The sequence below is a fragment of the Selenomonas timonae genome (assembly GCF_014250475.1).
Taxonomy (GTDB): Bacteria; Bacillota; Negativicutes; order Selenomonadales; family Selenomonadaceae; genus Centipeda; species Centipeda timonae.
Genome location: NZ_CP060204.1, coordinates 1,289,482 through 1,309,139 on the forward strand (window position 1 = coordinate 1,289,482; position 19,658 = coordinate 1,309,139).

Here is a 19,658-nt window from a genome sequence, read left to right on the forward strand (position 1 = left end):
AAAAGGATGCTTTTGAAAGGTAAAATTATAACATTGTAACACTCGATGTATTATAGCATAAATTCTACGAAAAAGAAATGAAAAAGAAACTCTATAATGCTATAATGGAAAAAACAAAATTTGGAAGTGATTGCTCTTGCTCAATGATATTCAGATTGGACGTTATCTGCCCGGAGACTCGTTTCTGCATCGCATGGATCCGCGCGTGAAAATTGTCCTGCTCTTTTTCTTTTTGCTTTTGATTTTCTTCGTGGAAAATGCAGCAGGCTTTACGGCGCTCTCCGTGAGCGTCGTGCTGCTGATGGTGTTTTCCAAGGTGCCGCTTGGGATGCAGCTGCGCTCGATCCGACCGATTCTCTGGATCGTGCTCTTCACGTTCGGCGTGCATTTCTTTATGACGCCGGGGACGGAGCTGTTTCGGATTGGCCCATTTGCGGCAACGTGGGAGGGGTTTGCGCGCGGCGGATACATCGGTCTGCGCCTTGTGCTCCTCATTCTGTTGAGTACGCTGCTCACGCTGACGACAAGTCCGCTGCGCCTGACGGACGGTCTGGAGGCGCTTCTCTCCCCGCTGCGCCGCGTGAACGTGCCTGTGCATGAGCTCTCGATGATGATGACGATCGCACTGCGCTTCATTCCGACACTGCTTGAGGAGCTAGACCGCATTATGAAGGCGCAGAAAGCGCGCGGCGCGGATTTCGAGCGTGGGAATATCGTGCAGCGGCTCAAGGCCGTCGTGCCCGTCCTCGTGCCGCTCTTTCTCTCGGCGTTCCGCCGCGCGGATGAGCTCGCACTCGCGATGGAGGCGCGCTGCTATCGCGGCGGCGAGGGGCGTACACAGATGAAGGAGCTGCGTACAGGACGGCTCGACTATGTAGCGATAGCCGTATTTTTCGTCGGTGCGGCGGGCATCTGCGCTGTGAGTCTCGGAGGGCTGAGCGTTGCGCCCTGAGAATGTAGCGCGTATGAAGGCGCGCGCGCGCAATATCGCGTTGAAGGTCGCCTATGCCGGGACGAACTACCATGGATTTCAACGACAGACGCCACCTGTCGTCGCCGTACAGAATGTGCTCGAGCGTGCGCTTGCAAAGGTCTGCGCGGAGGAGGTGGAGCTCGCCGCTGCAGGTCGTACGGACGCGGGTGTGCATGCCTATGGGCAGGTGGTGAACTTCTTTACGGACGGGCGCATCCCTGTGAAACGTCTGCCGCGCGCCGTGAACGGGCTCCTGCCGCCCGACATTGTCGTTACAGAGGCGTGGGAGGCTGCGCGGGATTTCAGTGCACGCCACTCCGCGACGGGCAAGGCGTATGTCTATCGTTTGGAGCAGTGTACTGTGCCCGATCCCTTTACACGCAATTATGCGTGGCAGATCTTTCAGCCGCTCGATGTGGAGGCGATGCGCGCGGCGCTCGCCATGCTCGTTGGGACGCATGACTATTCCTCGTTCCGTGCGGCGGGTGGCGCGCCGATGTCGCCCGTGCGCACGCTCGATGAGATCCGTCTGACGGAGGAGGGGGCGGGACGCCTCTCCTGCTATCTCCACGGCAATGGCTTCCTCTATCACATGGTGCGCAATATCATGAGTACGGTGGTGAGCGTGGGGCTTGGGCGCATCTCTGTGGAGCGCTTTGGCGAAATCTTCGCCGTGCGTGATCGACGTTTTGCGAGTCCGACGGCACCCGCCTGCGGACTCTATCTTGTCAGTGTAGATTACGAAGAGGAAGCAGACGGGAAGAGTTGAAGGGAGTGCTATACATGGAGCGGGAGGCCGTACAGCGGCTCATCGCAGAGGCTGCGCGTGAACTGCGGCGCAGCTCGTCCGAGGACGGCACACGCGGCAGCGCTGTGCTAACGCTTGTCAATGCGATCCTAGAGACGGCGCTCGCAGAGGAGGCGACGGATATTCACCTCGAGCCGATGGGTGGCAGCCTGCGCATCCGCATGCGCGTGGATGGACTTCTGAGAGAGCGTCCCGTTCAGTTCCCGCCGGAACTCGCACCCGTCATCATTGCGCGGCTGAAGGTGATGGCGGGCATCGACACGGCAAAGCGCAACCGTCCGCAGGATGGTCAGATCCGCTACCGCTATGGCGAGCGATTGATCGATATGCGCGTGGCGGTACTCCCCGTACTCGGCGGAGAGCGTATGGTTGTGCGCATCATGGATGCCTCGGAACGGTTCCTGAGCTGTGCGGAGCTGGACTTCACGCCACGTAATCAGGAGATCTTCGAGCGTTTGATTCGCCGCCCGACGGGGCTGCTTCTCCTCTGCGGGCCGATGAACTCGGGCAAGACGACGACGCTCTATGCCGCTCTCTCGGCGCTGAATGAGCCGAACTGCCACATCATGACGCTGGAGGACCCCGTGGAGCGCTGCATCGATGGGATCAGCCAGTTTCAAGTAAATGCGGAGGCGGGGTTGACATTTGTCGCGGGACTGCGCGCGGCTCTCCGGCAGGATGCGCAGAAGATTCTGCTCGGTGAGATTCGCGATCGTGAAACGGCGGAGATGGCGGTACGGATTGCACTCACGGGACACGCACTCTTTTCGACACTGCATACGGAGGATACAGTGTCGGCAATCTTCCGCATGATCGAGATGGGCGTTCCGCCCTATCTGCTCGCGGCAACTCTCTCGGGTGTGATTGCACAGCGTCTCGTGCGGCGCGTCTGTCCGCACTGCTGTGAGGAGTATGAGGTTGCGCGCGATGCACACGAGGCAATTCAGCTTGGCGATCTCTATCATGAGGAGGTACGGCTCACACGCGGGCGGGGCTGTGCGCACTGTCACGGCAGCGGCTATCGCGGCCGCATGGCGATTCATGAGGTTCTGCCCATCACGGAACGGATGCGTGCGGCGATTCTCGGCGCGAGCGATCAGGCATCGCTCCGCGCGGCGGCAGCAGCGGATCATGTGGAGACGCTGTGGCAGGACGGTGTGGCAAAGGCTCTTGCGGGAGATACGACACTTGCGGAGGTGGGGAGGGCACTCTATGGATGAGAGAGCAGTATGGGCGGACATTCTTCATTGCATGATTGCGTCGGAGGCCTCCGATCTGCACATGGCACCGCAGCAGCGCGTGCAGATGCGGCACGATGGCGCGCTTGCATCAGAGTCGTTTATCCCAACTGCAGCGTACATGGAGATGCTGCTGGAGAATATGCTCACAGAGGAGCAGCGCGCAGATCTTCGTGCGCATGATGTCGATTTTGCATGGGTGTACGAGGGGCGGCGCTTTCGCGGAAATGCCTACCGTATGCAGGCGGGGCTTGGGCTTGCGCTGCGGCTCCTTCCCGAGCATATCATGACGCCCGAGGAGATCCATATGCCGCGTGCACTGCGGGCGCTGACCGAGGCGCGGGACGGCCTTGCACTTATCTGCGGCGCAACAGGTGCGGGGAAGACGACGACGCTTGCCGCTCTGATCGAGGCGATCAATCAGACGCGGAGTGCACATATCATTACGCTCGAGGATCCCGTTGAATATATCTTTTCGCCTGTGCGTGCCTTTCTCAGTCAACGTGAGTTGGGGCGCGACTTTGCTTCATTTCCCGATGCCGTGCGGAGTGCGCTGCGCGAGGATCCGGATATCCTCCTCGTTGGGGAGATCCGAGACCGTGAGACGATGGAGGCGGCATTGATGGCGGCAGCAACAGGTGTCTTTGTCCTCGGGACGCTACACACGCGCAGTGCTGCGCAGGCGGTTCTGCGCGTGGAGGGGATGTTTCCACCCGATGTGCGGGATATGGTGCGCGCACAGTTTGCTGATGTCCTGACGGGCATCTTTGCGCAGCGTCTTCTGCCGAGGAAGGGCGGCGGACGCGTTGCTGAATTTGAGGTGCTCTGCGCGACACCTGCCGTGCGGAATATCTTGCGGCAGGGCAGCTGCGGCCAACTTAGCTCCGTTATGATGAGCGGCGCGGCACAGGGCATGCAGACAGCGGAGATGGCCGAGACGGCTCTGCGGGCGCAGGGGATCATCGCATGAAGATGTTCTCGTATCACGCCCGTGCAGCAGATGGTACCCGCGTGCAGGGGAAGCTCGCCGCAGAGTCTGCGCCGGCTGCGGCGCGTATGCTTGCGGCAGAGGGTAAGATCGCTCTGCGCATTTACGAGCAGCACGATTTTTGCCTGCCGTCTCCACTGCATATGAGCAGCGGAATTACGGCAGAGGAGCGGATTGCGTTCCTGCATGAACTGGCAGCGCTCCTCGGGGCGGGACTCCCTGTGCATGAAGCATTGGAACACCTTGCCGAGGACGTGAGAAATTCTGCCTACGGGCGGACTGTTGCGGCACTGCATGCGGAGGTTTTGCGCGGGCTGCCGCTGTCGCAGGCGATGGAGATGCAGGCGAAGACATTCCCTCTGAGTCTGGTCGGCATGGTGCGCGCAGGTGAGGAGAGCGGAACGCTCGAGGGGATTCTGCGGGAGGCCGCCGCGGTTCTCACCGAGGAGCATGCCCTGCGTGAAGCACTGCGCAGCGCACTCCTCTATCCGCTCTTCCTCCTTGCGGCAACCGTCTTTTCGGTGCTGATTATGACAGTATTCGTCCTGCCGATCTTTGCGGCGCTCCTGCGCGATCTCGGGGCGGCGCTGCCGCTGCCGACGCGGATGCTGTTGGGGGTGTCGGATGCTGTCTCGGCGCAGCCATATTTCGCTTTTGGACTCGTTGTCGGCATCTGTGTTGCAGTACCTTTGTTGCTCTCTCTGCCGTCTCTGCGCCTGTATGCCGATGCGCTTCTCCTGCGCGTTCCTGTGCTTGGGACGTTCGTGCAGCTCGCCGCGTGGCAGATGATCCTGCGCACACTTGCGATACTTCTGCGCAGCGGGATTCGTCTGGATCATGCCGTCGGACTTGCGCGCTCTGTGACGGGGAATCGTGCGATTGCGCGTCATCTTGCTCGCATGGAGCAAAGCCTTGTCGAGGGGCGCACATTCGGGCAGGTGATTGTGCACGAGTCCTATCTGCCAGCGCTTCTGCGCCCTATGCTCGCAGCAGGTGAGGCGGCGGGCGACTTGGAACGGCTCCTGCAGCATGCGGCGGATTACTGCCGTCGCAGGGCAGGGACGTACGCCGTGCGGATCGAGGCACTTGCCGAGCCTACGATGATTGTCTTTGTCGGGGGTGTCATTTTCTTTGTCGTTCTCTCGGTTCTCCTGCCGATCTTAGATGCGATGGATGCAATGATGTAGAGACAAAAAAGTCCCCCTGCACGGGGGGGCTTTTTATCGTCATTTTCTCATGCGCAGCCGCTCAAAGAAGACGGCGCAGCTCGTACAGGCGGCAAAGATCAGCGCGAGGTCGAGCTGATACTGCCACGTGCCGACAATGCCGCCGAATGACAGGTGCTCGTATAGGATTTTTTCGTAGATATGCGTCGTCACAAAGGCGTGCAGCCCTGCGATGATGAGGAGGATGCCGAGCGCGTCGAAGACGCGTGAGAGACCTTCGGGAATGCGCAGGGAGAGGCGGCGCAGGATGCCGTTCCAGATTACGCGCCAGTGGAAGCCTGCGTGGATGCCGACGATGAGATAGAAGAGGACGGCAGCCGCGAGATGTGTCCCGTGAACGTAGATGGACGTGAGTCCGCGCAGACGTACGATGGGAACCGCGTAGAGCGAGATCATGATGCCCGTTGCAATGACAACGAGGAGCAGAATGAGCATGACGGAATTGACGGTGTTGAGCGGTGTCACCCTGAGACGCAGGGTCACGAGCGCACGCAGGTAGCGGCGCACGAGCACAAGATGGATGCCGCCAAGCAGGAGGAAGATGAGTCCGAGATACTCGTGGATGGGCTCCGTTGTCAGCAGGCGATTTGGCAGAAAGAGGATCGCTGCCCAGATGAGAATATAGAGGAGGATACGCATCAGTTCGTGTATCCCAACGAGGCGAGCCAGTTTGCAACCTCGAGCTTTGCCTGATCGGGGCTGTTATGCACGAATTTTCCTTGAGTGCCGAAGCCCTGTCGCAGCTGCGCGCCCTTGGCAAAGAGCGGGATGTCCGCCTCCATGCCGCTCATTGCATTCCCCATGCCCGTACAGAAGGGAATGATCGTCTTGCCCGTGAAATCATAGCTTTCGAGAAAGGTGTAGACGGGCATCGGCAGATTCTGATACCAGATCGGGTAGCCGAGATAGATCACATCATAGAGCTCCATATCCTCCACGCGTGTGGCGAGGGTGGGCCGCGCCTCCGTCGCCTGTTCCTCTTTTGCGACCTTTGTCATCTCCTGATAGTCGGCAGGGTAGGGATTTACGGTCTGAATCTCAAAAATTCGATCAGCGTGTGCGATTTCCGCAATCTGTTCTGCAATGATGTGCGTATTTCCCTTTTCGATGTAGCCGACCTCGAAGTTCTCGCCTGTGCGCGAGAAGAAGGCGACGAGCACGCGCTTGCCTGCAAAATCGGCCGGTGGCTGGACGGGGCGTGCGAGGTCAAGCACAGCAGAATCCACATGGTCATCTTCGCTGTTATTTGAGCTCGTGTTTCCGCATCCGACGGCGAGGACTGCAATGATGGCAAAGAGCATTGCAAAGAGTTTTTTCATGACGGGACTCCTTTCGTGTTTTTGCTATTATATAGGAAAAAAGCCCTAATTACAATACGTTTATATATAGAAAAGAGTCAGCCTCTATGCATTGCATGCGGCTGACTCAAATAATGATAAGGTGATTTATTTGCCTGAAAAGCTGAATTTCAATGCCTGCGAGAGCGAGGGAACGCTCGTGCCCTCAAGCTCGATCTGCCCGGGCATGGATCCCTTCGCATTGAAGAGCAGGGTACAGTGTCCGCTCTCTCGGATCGTGTCGTTTGCGTTTTCACCGACGCGTACGACCTTATATTTCTGCTTGCCGATCGAGAGGGTGTCACCGGGGACAATGTCCGCCGTCAGCTCACCCGGCGTATGCTCAATGACCATCTCCGCAAGGTTCGGGTGCGCACCCTCATCCAGCAGGATGACGCTGTTGTTCGTCTCGAGAAATTTGCGCGCCAGCTTGCCGATGGCCGTGACACTGACCTCATACTTTACACTCATTGTAATGCCTCCCCGGATGGTAATCCGAATTTCCCAACGATTCCTTAAAATCATTCTACCACAAGCATTTCTCATTGTAAAATCTTTTCGCATGCGTCTGCATTGACAAGTGAAAAGGAAATCGGTACACTTTTACTGAAAGGAATCTGAAAGTATAGGTGGGGAGATTCCAATGCGACAATTTTATAGGGGGGACTTTTATGCAGGACATTCGTATTGACAGCCCGCTGAGGGGGCGGCTCATCCCGCTCTCGGAGGTGACAGATCCGGCATTTGCCAGCGGTGCGATGGGCCGCGGTGCCGCGATTGCCGACCCCGAGGGGCGTGTCGTGTCGCCTGTAGATGGCGAGATCACGGTGCTCTTTGGCTCAAAGCACGCGATTGGCATTCACTCGGCAGACGGGGTCGATCTCCTCATCCACGTCGGCGTGGACACGGTGAAGCTCGAGGGCAAGCATTTCACGGCGCACGTCGCGCAGGGCGATACGGTCAAGCGCGGGCAGCTGCTGCTCGAGTTCGATCCCGATGCGATTCGCGCGGAGGGCTATGAGACAACGACGCCCGTGCTCGTGACGAATGCGGCGGACTACGGAAAGATCACGCTCACGCTGGACGATGCGGAGATCTCCTCGGGCGGGGATGCGGCTGAGGAGGTAAAGGCAGAGACTACGGTGGTTGAGGACGACATCGATCCGAATCTGCCGAAGGAGGAGCGCGTCGCAAAGCTCATCTGGAAGTACGTCGGCGGCGCGGCCAATGTGCGCAGCGCCGAGCACTGTGCGACGCGTTTGCGCCTCATCGTCAACGACAAGGAACTCATCGATGAGAAGGCGATCGAGAACATCGACGGCGTAAAGGGACAGTTCTTCGCCGCCGCGCAGTATCAAATCATCCTCGGCACGGGCTTCGTGGACAAGGTCTTCGACGCCTTTGTTGCGGGTACGAACCTCGTGGGGGCGGTGAATAGCAAGCAGGAGGCGTATGATCAGATGACGCCGCTGCAGAAGGTCTCGCGCACGCTCGGCGACGTCTTCGTTCCGATTATCCCTGTGCTTGTTGCCACGGGTCTCTTCATGGGACTGCGCGGTGCGGCGCAGAGTCTCGGTGTCGAGATGAGCGACAATCTGCTCCGCATGAGCCAGATTCTCACCGATACGGCGTTTGCGTTCCTGCCCGCGCTTGTCTGCTGGTCGACGATGAACCGATTCGGCGGTACGCCCGTCATCGGCATCGTGCTCGGTCTCATGCTCGTTGCACCCCAGCTGCCGAATGCGTATGCGATTGCGGCGGGCGATGCCGTACCGCTCTCGATGGAGATCTTTGGCATTCCGATTCCCGTCGTCGGGTATCAGGGATCGGTACTGCCCGCGCTCGTGCTCGGCATCTTTGCCGCGCGTCTCCAGAAGTGGTTCAAGACCTTCGTGCCCGACATCATCGACCTCATCGTGACGCCGTTCCTCACGCTGTTCGTCTCGATGCTGCTCGGTCTGCTCGTGATCGGACCCATCATGCACACGCTTGAAATCGGCATCTTCGGCGCGGTGCGTGCCTTCCTGGAGCTTCCGTACGGCATTGGCGGTTTCATCGTCGGCGGCGTGCATCAGGTCATCGTCGTATTCGGCGTGCACCATGTCTTCAACGCGCTCGAGGTGCAGCTGCTCGCATCGACGGGGCTTGACCCGTTCAACGCGATCATCACGGGTGCGATCGTTGCACAGGGCGGTGCTGCGGTCGCTGTCGCGGCGCGTACGCATGATGCAAAGAAGCGTGCGCTCTACATCTCCTCGGCAGTTCCCGCGTTCCTCGGCATCACGGAGCCGGCGATCTTCGGTATCAACCTGCGCTTCATGAAGCCGTTCATCTACGGCCTCGTCGGCGGCGCGTGTGCGGGCGCGATTGCGGGCTTCCTGCATCTCGCGGGCACGGGCATGGGCATCACGGTGCTGCCGGGCACGTTGCTCTATCTTGACCACCTTGCTGAGTACGTTCTCGTCAACGCAGTCGGCTTCGGCGTGGCGTTCGGCCTGACCTTCACCTTCTTCCGCCCCGAGGAGTGAGCGCCGTGGAGAATTTTGACAAGCGGGCGATTGATGCAAAACTCGCGGAGGGCTTTCCCTTCACGCATCGTTGGCACAATCGCTTTCATCTCGAGATGCCGTTCGGACTCATCAACGATCCGAACGGCATGACCTACCACAACGGTGCGTATCATATTTTCTACCAGTGGAATCCCTACGGCTGCGCGCACAAAAATAAGTCGTGGGCGCATACGAAGACACGCGATTTCTGTACCTATCAGATTCCGCAGCTCGCGCTCTGGCCGACGGACGAGCACGACAAGGACGGCTGCTACTCGGGCTGCGGCACGGAGGAGGACGGGCATCTGCGCGTCCTCTACACCTGCAATGCGAAGGACGAGGCGGGGAACCGCAGCTCTGTGCAGCGCTTCGGCACCTATACGAAGGCGGCGGGTGCGGTCAAGAAGGAAGAGATCATTATCGACGGTCCGCCCGCAGGCTTTACGGCACATTTCCGCGACCCGTATCTCTTCGACTGGCGCGGCGTGCGTCATCTCGTCATCGGTGCACAGACGGAGGACGAGCGCGGCTGCGTGCTCGTCTACCATGAGGCGCCGATGCGTTGGGAATGCCTCGGCGAACTGCGCACGCAGCTGAAGGATTTCGGTTATATGTGGGAGTGCCCGAACCTTCTCTCCTTCGGTGACTATGACGTGCTCGTCTTCTGCCCGCAGGGCGTTGCGGCGCGTGCCTACGACCGCCAGAATGTCTATCAGGCGGGCTACATCGCAGGGCATGCCTCGATGGACGCGATGGAGATGCTCATGCACGGGCGGTTCAAGGAGCTCGATCACGGATTTGACTTCTATGCGCCGCAGATCCTGACGCACGAGGGGCGGCACATCCTCATCGGATGGATGGGGATGCCTGACCGCGAGGAGGACTATCCGACGCGGGAGGAGGGCTGGATGCACAGCCTGACGTTGCCGCGCGTGCTGACACTGCGTCAGGGACATATCTTCTCCGAGCCTGTGCGCGAGCTGAAGGCGCTGCGCCATCGAGATACGGAGCGCGCCCTCGAAGCGGAGGGAGAGAGCGAGTTCTCCACGACACTCTACGACCTCACAGAGCTGATCCTCGACCTCACAATGGGGGATGCCTACAGCGTCTCCGTCGAGCTCGTCTTCGGTCTCGAAAAACTCGTTTTCCGCTACAACCGCCTCGAGCAGGTCATGACCATCGACCGCACGGGGATGAAGCTCGGTGGGCGTGGTACGCGCGTCTTCAAGCTCTATGCCGAGGAGACGCTCTCGATGCGGATGTACGTCGATCACGGCGCGGTGGAGGTATTCTTCCAGCACGGCGAGGAGGCGGCGACCATTGCCCTCTTCCCCGAGAAGAATATCCGCCCCGCGCTGCGTGTCTTCTCCGATGTCGACCTGAAACAGCTCTCGGGCGTGCTCTGGGAGCTTGAACCGTTCCACTACGAGACCATATAGAAATAAAAGAGAACCGACGGGCATTTGCTGCCGCATCGGTTCTCTTTTTTCTGCTGTTAATGTGTATGATGGCTGTCCTTCAGAATGCCAACCATTGCCTTCTGCACAACGTCGAGTACATCGTGGAGCAGGGCGTTATACATCTCGCCGCCGTCGACGACACCGCGCCCGTTCTCCGTGAGGAAGAATTTCTTCGGATGCTCCGATGCCGCATATGCCTCATCAAATTTTGCCTTGACCAGTGCCTCAAAATCCATGAAAAGCCCTCCTTAAACACAATAACCGATGAGAACATTATAGCATATTTTTTTCATTCTGTCCCGCTTCTTTTACAGATTTTTGCGAAAAATATCGGTCATTCTTTAAGGAATGAGCATGCAGTTGGATAGCCCTGTGAGCCCCAGGGAGCGCAGCTTGAGACGCAGATCCTCGAGCGGTGCAATGAGCGGGGCAAAGGCGAGACGCATCTTGAAGCGCGTAAGCGTGTGCATATTCGCGCCGAAGATGGGGATACGATCCATCTGGTAACGTCCCTCCTCGGGCGTTGACAGCCCGTAGTGCACGGTGAACCCGCCGCGATAGCCCGCCGCACGCGTGATCTCCTCGATCTCCTCGTTGACACGCCCACCGGGGTAGGCGATGTAGTGCATATCGTAGCCAAGCTTTTCCGAGAGGAGGTCATGCGAGTCCGCGATCTCGTGGTGCAGATCGTCGTACGAAGTCAGCTCCGCAAGATTTGCGTGTGTCATCGTGTGGCTCTCAAAGTGGATGAGCCCGGACTCTTTCATCTCGTTGATTTGTTCCCATGTCAGATAGTTCGGATAGGTGTTTGTAAAATCATAGATGAGGAAGATGGTCGCCTTGAATCCGTATTTTTTCAAAATGGGATAGGCGTACTCGTAGTTGTCCGCATAGCCGTCGTCGAATGTGATGATAACGGGCTTTTCGGGCAGGGGCGTTCCGTTTTCGAGGGCATCCATCATCTCGTCGATCGTCATCGTCGTATAGCCCTCGTCAGCGAGATACGCCATCTGCGCCTCGAACTGATCGGGCCAGAGGGTGAGCGGGTTGCCGTTCTTCTCCTCGACCTGATGATAGTTGAGGACGGGGATTCCGGGCGCAGAGTGCATGAGCACGCATGATGTGATGAGAAGCAGTCCGAGGACGGTGAGCAGGGCGAACAGGAGTCGCCTTTGCGAAAATTTCACGTGAATTACCTTCTTGTTATTGCATTAGAATCAATACTGCGACAAGTGTAGCTTATAGCTTGCTTCATGTCAAGCACTCTGTTTCCGTCGTGCTCGATGAAAAGTCTTTGATAAAAATGGAGTTTCGGTCTATAATGCAACAGTAGACTATAGATAAGGGGCGAAGCAATGAATCGAAACGATATGTGCTGGTGTGGCAGCGGTAGGAAATACAAGAAATGTCATGCGGATTTTGATGAGCGGATTGCATCTATCCGCTACGATGTGATCAAGGGGCAGGTGCGTCCGCCGCGCAAGATCATCAATAACGCGGCAGATATTGAGGGGATTCGCCGCGCTGCCGTCATTAACGACGGCGTGCTCGACCTCATGGAGACGCTCGTGCGTCCAGGCGTGGATACGGAGACGCTGGATCGCGCGGCGCATGACTACATTGTCGAGCGCGGCGGCATTCCTGCCTGCCTTGGATTCGAGGGATTCCCGAAGAGCATCTGCACCTCGATCAACAACGTGGTCTGCCACGGTATCCCGTCGAAGAAGGATGTGCTCAAGGAGGGCGATATTGTCAACGTGGACTCGACGGTCATCTACGGCGGCTACTATGCGGATGCCTCGCGCATGTACCTCGTGGGCAAGGTGCCGGCGGCGGCGGAACGGCTTGTGCAGGTGACGAAGGAGTGCATGGAGCGCGGCATTGCGGCAGCGCGCCCGTGGCATTTCCTCGGGGATGTGAGCGCGGCGTGCGGCGATTGGGCGCATGCAAACGGATACTCTGTCGTCACGGCACTCGGCGGACACGGCGTCGGCAAGGACTTCCACATGGAACCGTTCGTTCCGCACGAGGGCGAGGCGGGCACGGGCATGCTCATGGTGCCCGGCATGGTGTTTACGGTCGAACCGATGATCAACGCAGGTGATTACGATGTAACGGTGGACAAAGAGGACGGATGGACGGTGCGGACGAAGGATCATACGCTTTCGGCACAGTGGGAAAAGACCATCCTCATTACGGAGACAGGCGCAGAGGTGCTTTCATCATGACGCATTTCGATCAGCTCGGCGTGTCGGAGACGTTGTGTGCACTGCTCAAAAAGCAGGGCATTACGGAGCCGACACCAGTGCAGGAACAGGCAATTCCGCCCATGCGCGCGGGACGCGATGTCATCGCGCAGGCGCAGACGGGCACGGGCAAGACCCTCGCCTTTCTCCTGCCGCTGCTTGCAAAGATCAAGCCGCAGGGAGCGGCAGCACAGGCACTTGTCATCGCGCCCACGCGCGAGCTTGCCATCCAGATCGCACGCGTTGCGGAGCCGCTCGGCGCAGAGCTTGGCATTGGAACGATCGTCATCTATGGCGGCGCGGATATCGAGCGGCAGAAGGAGAAGCTGCGCCGTCATCCGCAGCTCGTCATCGGCACGCCCGGCCGCCTGCTCGACCATGTGCGGCGTGGGACACTCGCGCTCGGCAGCGTGAACAAGATCGTGCTCGATGAGGCGGATGAGATGCTGAAGATGGGCTTCATCGAGGATGTTGAGACGCTGCTCGATACGGTGGCGCAGGACTACCAGCTCGCGCTCTTCTCCGCGACCCTGCCCGAGCGGATCGTGCGCCTTACGAAGCGGTTCATGACGAACCCCGCGCATATCCGCATTGAGGGAGAGCGGACGACGCTCTCGAATGTCGAGCAGGTCGTGCTCTCCGTCAGCGAGGGGACGAAGCTCGATCGTCTCTGTGCCTCCATCAACGAGGAGGCACCCTATCTCGCGATGGTCTTCTGCGCGACGAAGGAGCGTACGCGTGCCCTCATGATGGAACTCGCACGCCGCGGCTATCTCGTCGATGCGCTCAGCGGCGACCTCACGCAGACGCAGCGCGGGTTTGTCCTGCGGCAGTTCCGCGAGGCAAAGCTGCAGATCCTCTGTGCGACGGACATCGCCGCGCGCGGGCTTGACATCGAGGGGGTGACGCATGTCTACAACTACGATCTGCCGCCGACCGTCACGGACTACATCCACCGCATCGGGCGCACGGGACGTGCAGGCGCGGCGGGGAAGGCGATCACACTCGTTGCGGCGCATCAGCACGAGAAGCTGCGCAAGATGGAGGCCGCACTCAAGGAGCGTCTGCGGCGCACGGCTGTCAAGAAGAAGCCGCGTCCACGTCCCGACGAGGCGGGCGGACAGGCAGCCGTGCAAAAAGGGAGGCAGAAACGGTCTGCGCCGAAAAGCGCAAAGCCAAAGCCACGCAGCAGAAAGTCGGGCAAGACCGTAACAAATATTGGGCGGCGCAGTCGGAAACGATGAACCTCACCGTGTATGCTCCACGCGAACATAGAGTTTCGCTTAGCAGCATTATACGATTGCCGCTCATCCTCCTTTCGAGCTGCGACATCAAAAGTTTTCCCGTGGCAGGAAAACAACGTATTTCGTCGAATCCCTTATAGTGTACAGACAATTCCAAAGAGGAGGCATATTCATGATTGGGATCAAGAATGTCATTGCGATCATCTGCGGGGGTGGCCCTGCGCCCGGCATTAACAGCGTTATCTCGGCGGTGGTCAGCGAGGCAACGCGCCACGGCTGGGATGTGCTCGGCATCTATGACGGTTTCTCGCGCCTCGCACGCGGCGAGAAGAACTACGTCCGCCTCGAGCCCGCCAGCATCAGCCGCATCCACCTCACGGGCGGCTGTATCCTCAAGATGTCGCGCTTCAACCCGACGAAGAAGGAATCCGACCTGCGCACCGTCGTCGAGACCCTGACCGAGCTCGGCGTGACCCACGTCGTCACCATCGGCGGCGACGACACGGCGTTCAGCTCGATGGCGGTCTCCGAGTATGCCCGCAAGATGGGGCGCACGATCAACGTCGTGCACGTCCCGAAGACCATCGACAACGATCTGCCGCTGCCCGAGGGCGTCCCGACGTTCGGCTTCGAGACGGCGCGCGCATTCGGCACGATGGAGATCGAGAACCTCATGGAGGACGCGAGCACGACGAACAACCGCTGGTACTTCACCATCGCCATGGGCCGAACGGCGGGACACCTCGCCCTCGGTATGGGACGCAGCGCGGGTGCGGCGATCACGATCATCCCCGAGGAGTTCGCGCAGGATAAGATTCCTCTGCAGCAGGTCGTCGACGTCATCGTCGGCTCAATCGTAAAGCGCTACCTCACGGGACGCAACTACGGCGTCGCCGTCATTGCAGAGGGCGTCATTGAGAAGATTGCAGAGGAGGACTTTGCAAAGCTCGGCAACGTCGTCACGGACGAGCACGGCCACATCCGCTACAGCGAGCTCGACTTCGGCGAAATCCTGAAGCAGGCGGTGCTCGCCGAGACGAAGAAGCTCGGCATCACGATCTCCATCATCGACAAGGAGATCGGCTACGAGCTGCGCTGCACGGCGCCGATTGCGTACGACATCGACTATTGCCGCTCCCTCGGTTACTCGGCGGTCAAGTTCCTCATGAGCGGCGACTCGGGCGCGATCATCACGATTCAGGACAATCAGGCGGTGCCCATGCGCTTCGATGAGATCCGCGACCCCGAGACGGGCAAGACGAAGGTGCGCAAGGTCAACATCAACTCCGTGCACTACCGCATTGCGCGCGGCTTCATGATGCGCCTCGAGAAGGGCGACCTCGACGATCCGGGACTGGCAAACGCCTACCGCATGACGCACGAGGCGTTCAAGGAGCGCTATGCCTACCTCTTCGACGGCGACGCCGCTGAATAACATACAACGGGAAAACAGTGGAGCAGAAAAATTCTGCTCCATTTTCTATTTTAGCTATTGACGAGAAGCCGCCTTTGCCGTATAATATCGTCTTGTTAGCGCAATGCGCAAGCAAATTTATCGCGGGGTGGAGCAGTCGGTAGCTCGTCGGGCTCATAACCCGAAGGTCACAGGTTCAAGTCCTGTCCCCGCAACCAAATTGCATAGATCTCATGGGTAGGTGGCCGAGTGGTTAAAGGCAACAGACTGTAAATCTGTCATCTTCGGATTACGATGGTTCGAATCCATCCCTGCCCACCACTTTCATCGCGGGGTGGAGCAGTCGGTAGCTCGTCGGGCTCATAACCCGAAGGTCACAGGTTCAAGTCCTGTCCCCGCAACCAAGTCTGTGCGCTGGTGTAGCTCAGTCGGCAGAGCGTATCCTTGGTAAGGATAAGGTCACCAGTTCAATCCTGGTCATCAGCTCCATATAACGGCGGCATAGCTCAGTTGGCTAGAGCATGCGGTTCATACCCGCAGTGTCCGGAGTTCAAATCTCTGTGCCGCCACCATTTTGAAATCTGCCCCCGCTTCGGGGGTTCTTTTATGCTTTTTAGGAGCACTCCGGTGTTTCTTTGAGGAAAATGCGGTCACATACATTGACAGCATTTTCCAAGTATGATAAATTGGTAAGAGTTGTTTCCGATGAAACCAAAGAACGAATGAGGAGAGTTGATATTCATGCGCAACAACATTACGCTGGAGTGCACGGAGTGCCATAGCCGCAACTATCGCACGAACAAGAACAAGAAGAACAATCCGGATCGTCTGGAGTTCAGCAAGTACTGCAAGTTCTGCCGCAAGCACACGCCGCACAAAGAGACGAAGTAAGCGTCCTCTGTCATGGGAAAAATAGTCAAATTCCTGCGGGAAGTCGTCGCAGAGATGAAGAAGGTCTCGTGGTCCACGAAGAAGGAGCTCGTCACCTACACGGGTGTCGTCGGCATTGCCATCGTCGTGGTCTGCGCGCTGATCTGGATCTGTGATACGATTTTTGCGCGTGTGTTTCAGGTCATACTGCATTACTAGACCGGGAGAGGGACATGGCGGATAAGGAAGAACTCTATCTCAGACAGGCAAACCCGCACCGGGCATGGTATGTCATCCACACCTATTCGGGCTATGAGAACAAGGTCAAGGCGAACCTCGAGCGCCTCATGCACTCAGCGAGCATGAGCGAGATGATCTTCAATGTCGTTGTCCCCGTGGAGAACGAGATCGAGATGAAGGACGGCAAGGAAAAGGTCGTCCCGCGCAAGGTGTTCCCCGGCTATGTGCTCGTCGACATGATCGTCGATGAACACTCGTGGTATGTCGTCCGCAACACGACGGGCGTCACGGGCTTTGTCGGCTCGGAGAAGCATCCGATCCCGCTGACGGCGGAGGAGGCGGAGCGCATCCTCTCGGGCTCTGTCGGCGGTGCGCCAAAGCGCCGCACGAAGGTGAGCGTCGGCGACACAGTGCGCATTTCTTCGGGCGCATTCGAGGACTATGCAGGTAAGATCACATCAATTGACTCGTCGGGGCTGCGCGTGCAGGTCGACGTGGAGGGGACGCCCCTCGATGTGGAAATCGATCAGGTCGAACTGATCTAAATAATTTGCACCGAAAGGAGGTGATTTGTCGATGGCAAAGAAGGTTGCGCGTGTCGTAAAACTGCAGGTTCCTGCGGGGAAGGCGACACCGGCTCCTCCGGTAGGTCCTGCGCTTGGTCAGGCGGGCGTGAACATCATGGCGTTCGTCAAGGACTTCAACGAGCGTACGGCGAAGCAGGCGGGGCTCATTATTCCGGTTGAGATCACGGTCTTTGAGGATCGTTCCTTTACCTTTATCACGAAGACCCCTCCGGCAGCAGTTCTGCTGAAGAAGGCGGCGGGCATTGAGAAGGCATCGGGCGAGCCGAACAAGACGAAGGTTGCGACGCTGCCGCGCTCGAAGGCGCGCGAGATCGCCGAGTCCAAGATGCCGGATCTGAACGCTGCGTCGATTGAGGCGGCGACATCCATGATCGAGGGCACTGCCCGCAGCATGGGAATCGTGATCACAGACTAATCTGCGGTCAAACAAGTGGAAGGGCGTATGCCCGCTATGACCACGAAGGGAGAAACAATGGCAAAGTTTGGTAAGAAGTACCAAGACGCTGCGAAGCTCATCGAGAGCGGCAAGCTCTACGCTTCGCAGGAAGCGATGGAACTCGTGAAGAAGACGGCAACTGCCAAGTTCGACGAGACCATCGAGCTGCACGTGCGCCTCGGCGTCGATCCGAAGTATGCGGATCAGCAGGTGCGCGGAGCGCTTGTCCTGCCGAACGGCACGGGCAAGACCCAGCGCGTTCTCGTCTTTGCAAAGGGCGAGAAGGTTGCAGAGGCCGAGGCTGCAGGTGCGGACTTCGTCGGCTCGGACGAGATCGTCCAGAAGATTCAGGGCGGCTGGCTCGACTTCGATGTCGCCGTCGCTACCCCCGACATGATGGGCACGGTCGGCCGTCTCGGTAAGGTGCTTGGTCCCCGCGGACTCATGCCGAACCCGAAGCTCGGCACGGTCACGATGGATCTCAAGAAGGCGATCGGCGAGATCAAGGCAGGTCAGGTGGAGTACCGCACGGACAAGGCGGGCAACATCCACGTTCCCATCGGGAAGGCCTCCTTCGACGCGGACAAGCTCCGCGAGAACTATCAGGCAGTCATCGACACGCTCATCCGCGTGAAGCCGGCGGCGGCAAAGGGGCAGTACATCCGCTCCATCACCGTTGTGGCAACGATGGGACCTGCCGTCCCCGTTGCGCTCAGCTAATCAGCGCATACGGAATTTCCCCGGGCTGTAGACAGCAGGTTTGCGAAAGCATCTAACGACGTAGTCGCCTGCCGAGGCCGGACGTGAATTTGAACATTCATCTCCGGCGGTAGAAGCAGCCGGAGATTTTTCATTCGAAAGAGTAAGAGCCGTCCAGATTGGTGCGGATTTTTGTTTGAGCAAGGAGGAACACCGGACGCGCAGTTAGAGCTGCGTGGAGGATGTTCCGACGCAGCGAGAACGGAAGGACGTGCCAAGATGAACGGCGACAAGAAGGGAGGGAAATGATTACATGGCAGACCATAAGAAAGAAGTCATCGTCGAGAAGCTGAAAGAGCAGCTAGCCTCGGCGAAGGGCGCGGTCTTCACGACGTACAGCGGTCTCACGGTCGCACAGGATACGGAGCTGCGCCGCGAGCTGCGCGCCGCAGGCGTCACCTACCACGTTGTAAAGAACACGATGGTGCGCCGTGCAGCCGATGCACTCGGACTTGAGGGGCTCGACCCGCATCTCGAGGGCACGACGGCGTTCGCGTTCTCGGCAGAGGATGCGGTTGCACCTGCGAAGGTCATCTGCGACTACATCAAGAAGAACAAGCTCGACGACAAGGGGATCCTGTCCGTCAAGGTCGGTACCGTCGAGGGCAAGGTCATCGAGGCGAACGAGGTGCAGGCACTTGCGTCGCTCCCGTCGCGCGAAGAGCTTATTGCAAAGCTCATGGGCAGCATGAATGCGCCGATTACGAACACGGTCAACGTGCTTCAGGGCGTTATCCGCAATGCCGTCTATGTGCTTGATGCAGTCCGTGCGCAGAAGGCGTCCGCATAAAGAATATTCGAAGAGAAATTACACTAATTTTTGGAGGTATATCATGAACAAGGATCAGATTCTGGAAGCCATTGAGAACATGACCGTTCTCGAACTCTCCGAGCTCGTCAAGGCTATGGAAGAGAAGTTCGGTGTCAGCGCTGCTGCACCGGTTGCTGTTGCTGCTGTCGGTGGCGCTGCTCCGGCTGCTGCGGGCGGCGAGGAGAAGACGGAGTTCACGGTCGTTCTCGCATCTGCAGGCGACAAGAAGATCAACGTCATCAAGGCTGTCCGTGAGGCAACGGGTCTCGGACTGAAGGAAGCGAAGGAGCTCGTTGACGGTGCACCGAAGCCGGTCAAGGAGAACATCGCCAAGGCTGAGGCTGAGGAGCTCAAGAAGAAGCTCGAAGAGGCCGGCGCAACGGTCGAGCTGAAGTAATTCAGACGAAATTGACTTTTGGAAACCGCTTTCCTATAAGGGAGGGCGGTTTTTATATTGATGAGCATCCCTCCA

Annotated in this window: 22 protein-coding genes and 5 tRNA genes; 22 read left to right on the forward strand and 5 right to left on the reverse strand. The window is 58.5% G+C overall.

All coding sequences use genetic code 11. The features are described 5' to 3' along the window. Positions 1-136 precede the first annotated feature (136 nt). The 5 genes from H1B31_RS06130 to H1B31_RS06150 are packed head-to-tail and all read left to right on the forward strand — an operon-like array spanning position 137 to position 5,194. Positions 137-952 carry an energy-coupling factor transporter transmembrane component T family protein gene (locus H1B31_RS06130; RefSeq protein ID WP_185979694.1) on the forward strand — a complete coding sequence of 272 codons (816 nt, stop codon included), beginning with the start codon at positions 137-139 and terminating at the stop codon, positions 950-952. A 13-nt stretch (positions 953-965) separates the two neighbouring features. Continuing rightward, complete coding sequence (gene truA / locus H1B31_RS06135; RefSeq protein WP_185981244.1) at positions 966-1,742, forward strand: tRNA pseudouridine(38-40) synthase TruA; 777 nt, start codon at positions 966-968, stop codon at positions 1,740-1,742. Between the two features lie 14 nt (positions 1,743-1,756). After that, on the forward strand, positions 1,757-3,001 hold the full coding sequence (locus H1B31_RS06140) for a GspE/PulE family protein (RefSeq protein WP_185979695.1): 1,245 nt from the start codon (positions 1,757-1,759) through the stop codon (positions 2,999-3,001). Next, positions 2,994-3,989, forward strand: a complete 996-nt coding sequence (locus H1B31_RS06145) for a type IV pilus twitching motility protein PilT (protein WP_185979696.1) — start codon at positions 2,994-2,996, stop codon at positions 3,987-3,989. The genes H1B31_RS06140 and H1B31_RS06145 overlap by 8 nt, the downstream gene beginning before the upstream one ends. Continuing rightward, positions 3,986-5,194: a type II secretion system F family protein gene (locus H1B31_RS06150; RefSeq protein ID WP_185979697.1), complete on the forward strand. Its 1,209-nt coding sequence runs from the start codon at positions 3,986-3,988 to the stop codon at positions 5,192-5,194. The genes H1B31_RS06145 and H1B31_RS06150 overlap by 4 nt, the downstream gene beginning before the upstream one ends. A gap of 39 nt (positions 5,195-5,233) precedes the next feature. On the opposite strand, the gene H1B31_RS06155 is transcribed toward H1B31_RS06150, so the two are convergent. The 3 genes from H1B31_RS06155 to H1B31_RS06165 form a co-directional block, all read right to left on the reverse strand. After that, the gene (locus tag H1B31_RS06155) at positions 5,234-5,872 is read right to left on the reverse strand and encodes a hypothetical protein (RefSeq protein WP_185979698.1); all 639 of its coding nucleotides are present in this window, start codon (positions 5,870-5,872) and stop codon (positions 5,234-5,236) included. After that, positions 5,872-6,552: a flavodoxin gene (locus tag H1B31_RS06160; protein ID WP_185979699.1), complete on the reverse strand. Its 681-nt coding sequence runs from the start codon at positions 6,550-6,552 to the stop codon at positions 5,872-5,874. Before H1B31_RS06160 ends, H1B31_RS06155 begins: the two co-directional genes overlap by 1 nt. Before the next feature lie 126 nt (positions 6,553-6,678). Further along, positions 6,679-7,041 (reverse strand): PTS glucitol/sorbitol transporter subunit IIA, encoded by a 363-nt coding sequence (locus tag H1B31_RS06165; RefSeq protein ID WP_185979700.1) that lies wholly within the window; start codon positions 7,039-7,041, stop codon positions 6,679-6,681. 200 nt (positions 7,042-7,241) lie between these two features. Between H1B31_RS06165 and H1B31_RS06170 the strand changes: the two genes are divergently transcribed. Together H1B31_RS06170 and H1B31_RS06175 are read left to right on the forward strand one after the other, a co-directional pair. Continuing rightward, a complete protein-coding gene (locus H1B31_RS06170; protein ID WP_185979701.1) occupies positions 7,242-9,098 on the forward strand; it encodes a glucose PTS transporter subunit IIA in 1,857 nt (618 codons plus the stop codon). A gap of 5 nt (positions 9,099-9,103) precedes the next feature. Then, positions 9,104-10,558, forward strand: a complete 1,455-nt coding sequence (locus H1B31_RS06175; protein ID WP_185979702.1) for a sucrose-6-phosphate hydrolase — start codon at positions 9,104-9,106, stop codon at positions 10,556-10,558. Positions 10,559-10,614: 56 nt separating this feature from the next. On the opposite strand, the gene H1B31_RS06180 is transcribed toward H1B31_RS06175, so the two are convergent. Together H1B31_RS06180 and H1B31_RS06185 are read right to left on the reverse strand one after the other, a co-directional pair. Next, on the reverse strand, positions 10,615-10,815 hold the full coding sequence (locus tag H1B31_RS06180; RefSeq protein ID WP_009441033.1) for a hypothetical protein: 201 nt from the start codon (positions 10,813-10,815) through the stop codon (positions 10,615-10,617). Positions 10,816-10,920: 105 nt separating this feature from the next. Continuing rightward, complete coding sequence (locus H1B31_RS06185) at positions 10,921-11,766, reverse strand: polysaccharide deacetylase family protein (protein WP_009441032.1); 846 nt, start codon at positions 11,764-11,766, stop codon at positions 10,921-10,923. Positions 11,767-11,934: 168 nt separating this feature from the next. Between H1B31_RS06185 and map the strand changes: the two genes are divergently transcribed. The 15 genes from map to rplL all read left to right on the forward strand — a co-directional run bounded on the left by map (position 11,935) and on the right by rplL (position 19,583). Then, entirely contained in the window at positions 11,935-12,807 is an 873-nt protein-coding gene (map, locus tag H1B31_RS06190; RefSeq protein WP_185979703.1) for a type I methionyl aminopeptidase, read from the forward strand. Then, positions 12,804-14,069, forward strand: a complete 1,266-nt coding sequence (locus tag H1B31_RS06195; protein WP_185979704.1) for a DEAD/DEAH box helicase — start codon at positions 12,804-12,806, stop codon at positions 14,067-14,069. Before map ends, H1B31_RS06195 begins: the two co-directional genes overlap by 4 nt. Positions 14,070-14,241: 172 nt before the next feature. Then, on the forward strand, positions 14,242-15,504 hold the full coding sequence (pfp, locus tag H1B31_RS06200) for a diphosphate--fructose-6-phosphate 1-phosphotransferase (RefSeq protein ID WP_009441029.1): 1,263 nt from the start codon (positions 14,242-14,244) through the stop codon (positions 15,502-15,504). Between the two features lie 121 nt (positions 15,505-15,625). Further along, a tRNA-Met gene (locus H1B31_RS06205) sits at positions 15,626-15,701 on the forward strand. A gap of 17 nt (positions 15,702-15,718) precedes the next feature. Beyond that, positions 15,719-15,804, forward strand: a tRNA-Tyr gene (locus H1B31_RS06210). Between the two features lie 7 nt (positions 15,805-15,811). Continuing rightward, positions 15,812-15,887: transfer RNA gene (locus H1B31_RS06215), tRNA-Met, on the forward strand. 9 nt (positions 15,888-15,896) lie between these two features. Continuing rightward, positions 15,897-15,972 (forward strand) — tRNA-Thr (locus tag H1B31_RS06220). Between the two features lie 6 nt (positions 15,973-15,978). Further along, a tRNA-Met gene (locus tag H1B31_RS06225) sits at positions 15,979-16,055 on the forward strand. 169 nt (positions 16,056-16,224) lie between these two features. Continuing rightward, on the forward strand, positions 16,225-16,374 hold the full coding sequence (rpmG, locus tag H1B31_RS06230; protein ID WP_006307107.1) for a 50S ribosomal protein L33: 150 nt from the start codon (positions 16,225-16,227) through the stop codon (positions 16,372-16,374). A 12-nt stretch (positions 16,375-16,386) separates the two neighbouring features. Beyond that, the gene (gene secE, locus H1B31_RS06235) at positions 16,387-16,572 is read left to right on the forward strand and encodes a preprotein translocase subunit SecE (RefSeq protein WP_006307106.1); all 186 of its coding nucleotides are present in this window, start codon (positions 16,387-16,389) and stop codon (positions 16,570-16,572) included. Positions 16,573-16,586: 14 nt separating this feature from the next. Further along, the gene (gene nusG / locus H1B31_RS06240; RefSeq protein ID WP_185979705.1) at positions 16,587-17,138 is read left to right on the forward strand and encodes a transcription termination/antitermination protein NusG; all 552 of its coding nucleotides are present in this window, start codon (positions 16,587-16,589) and stop codon (positions 17,136-17,138) included. Between the two features lie 31 nt (positions 17,139-17,169). Further along, positions 17,170-17,595, forward strand: a complete 426-nt coding sequence (gene rplK, locus H1B31_RS06245) for a 50S ribosomal protein L11 (protein WP_009439649.1) — start codon at positions 17,170-17,172, stop codon at positions 17,593-17,595. Positions 17,596-17,652: 57 nt separating this feature from the next. Next, a complete protein-coding gene (gene rplA, locus H1B31_RS06250; RefSeq protein WP_021684286.1) occupies positions 17,653-18,336 on the forward strand; it encodes a 50S ribosomal protein L1 in 684 nt (227 codons plus the stop codon). A gap of 292 nt (positions 18,337-18,628) precedes the next feature. After that, positions 18,629-19,165 carry a 50S ribosomal protein L10 gene (rplJ, locus tag H1B31_RS06255; RefSeq protein ID WP_009439647.1) on the forward strand — a complete coding sequence of 179 codons (537 nt, stop codon included), beginning with the start codon at positions 18,629-18,631 and terminating at the stop codon, positions 19,163-19,165. Positions 19,166-19,208: 43 nt separating this feature from the next. Then, positions 19,209-19,583: a 50S ribosomal protein L7/L12 gene (gene rplL / locus H1B31_RS06260; RefSeq protein ID WP_185979706.1), complete on the forward strand. Its 375-nt coding sequence runs from the start codon at positions 19,209-19,211 to the stop codon at positions 19,581-19,583. The last annotated feature ends 75 nt before the right edge of the window (positions 19,584-19,658 follow it).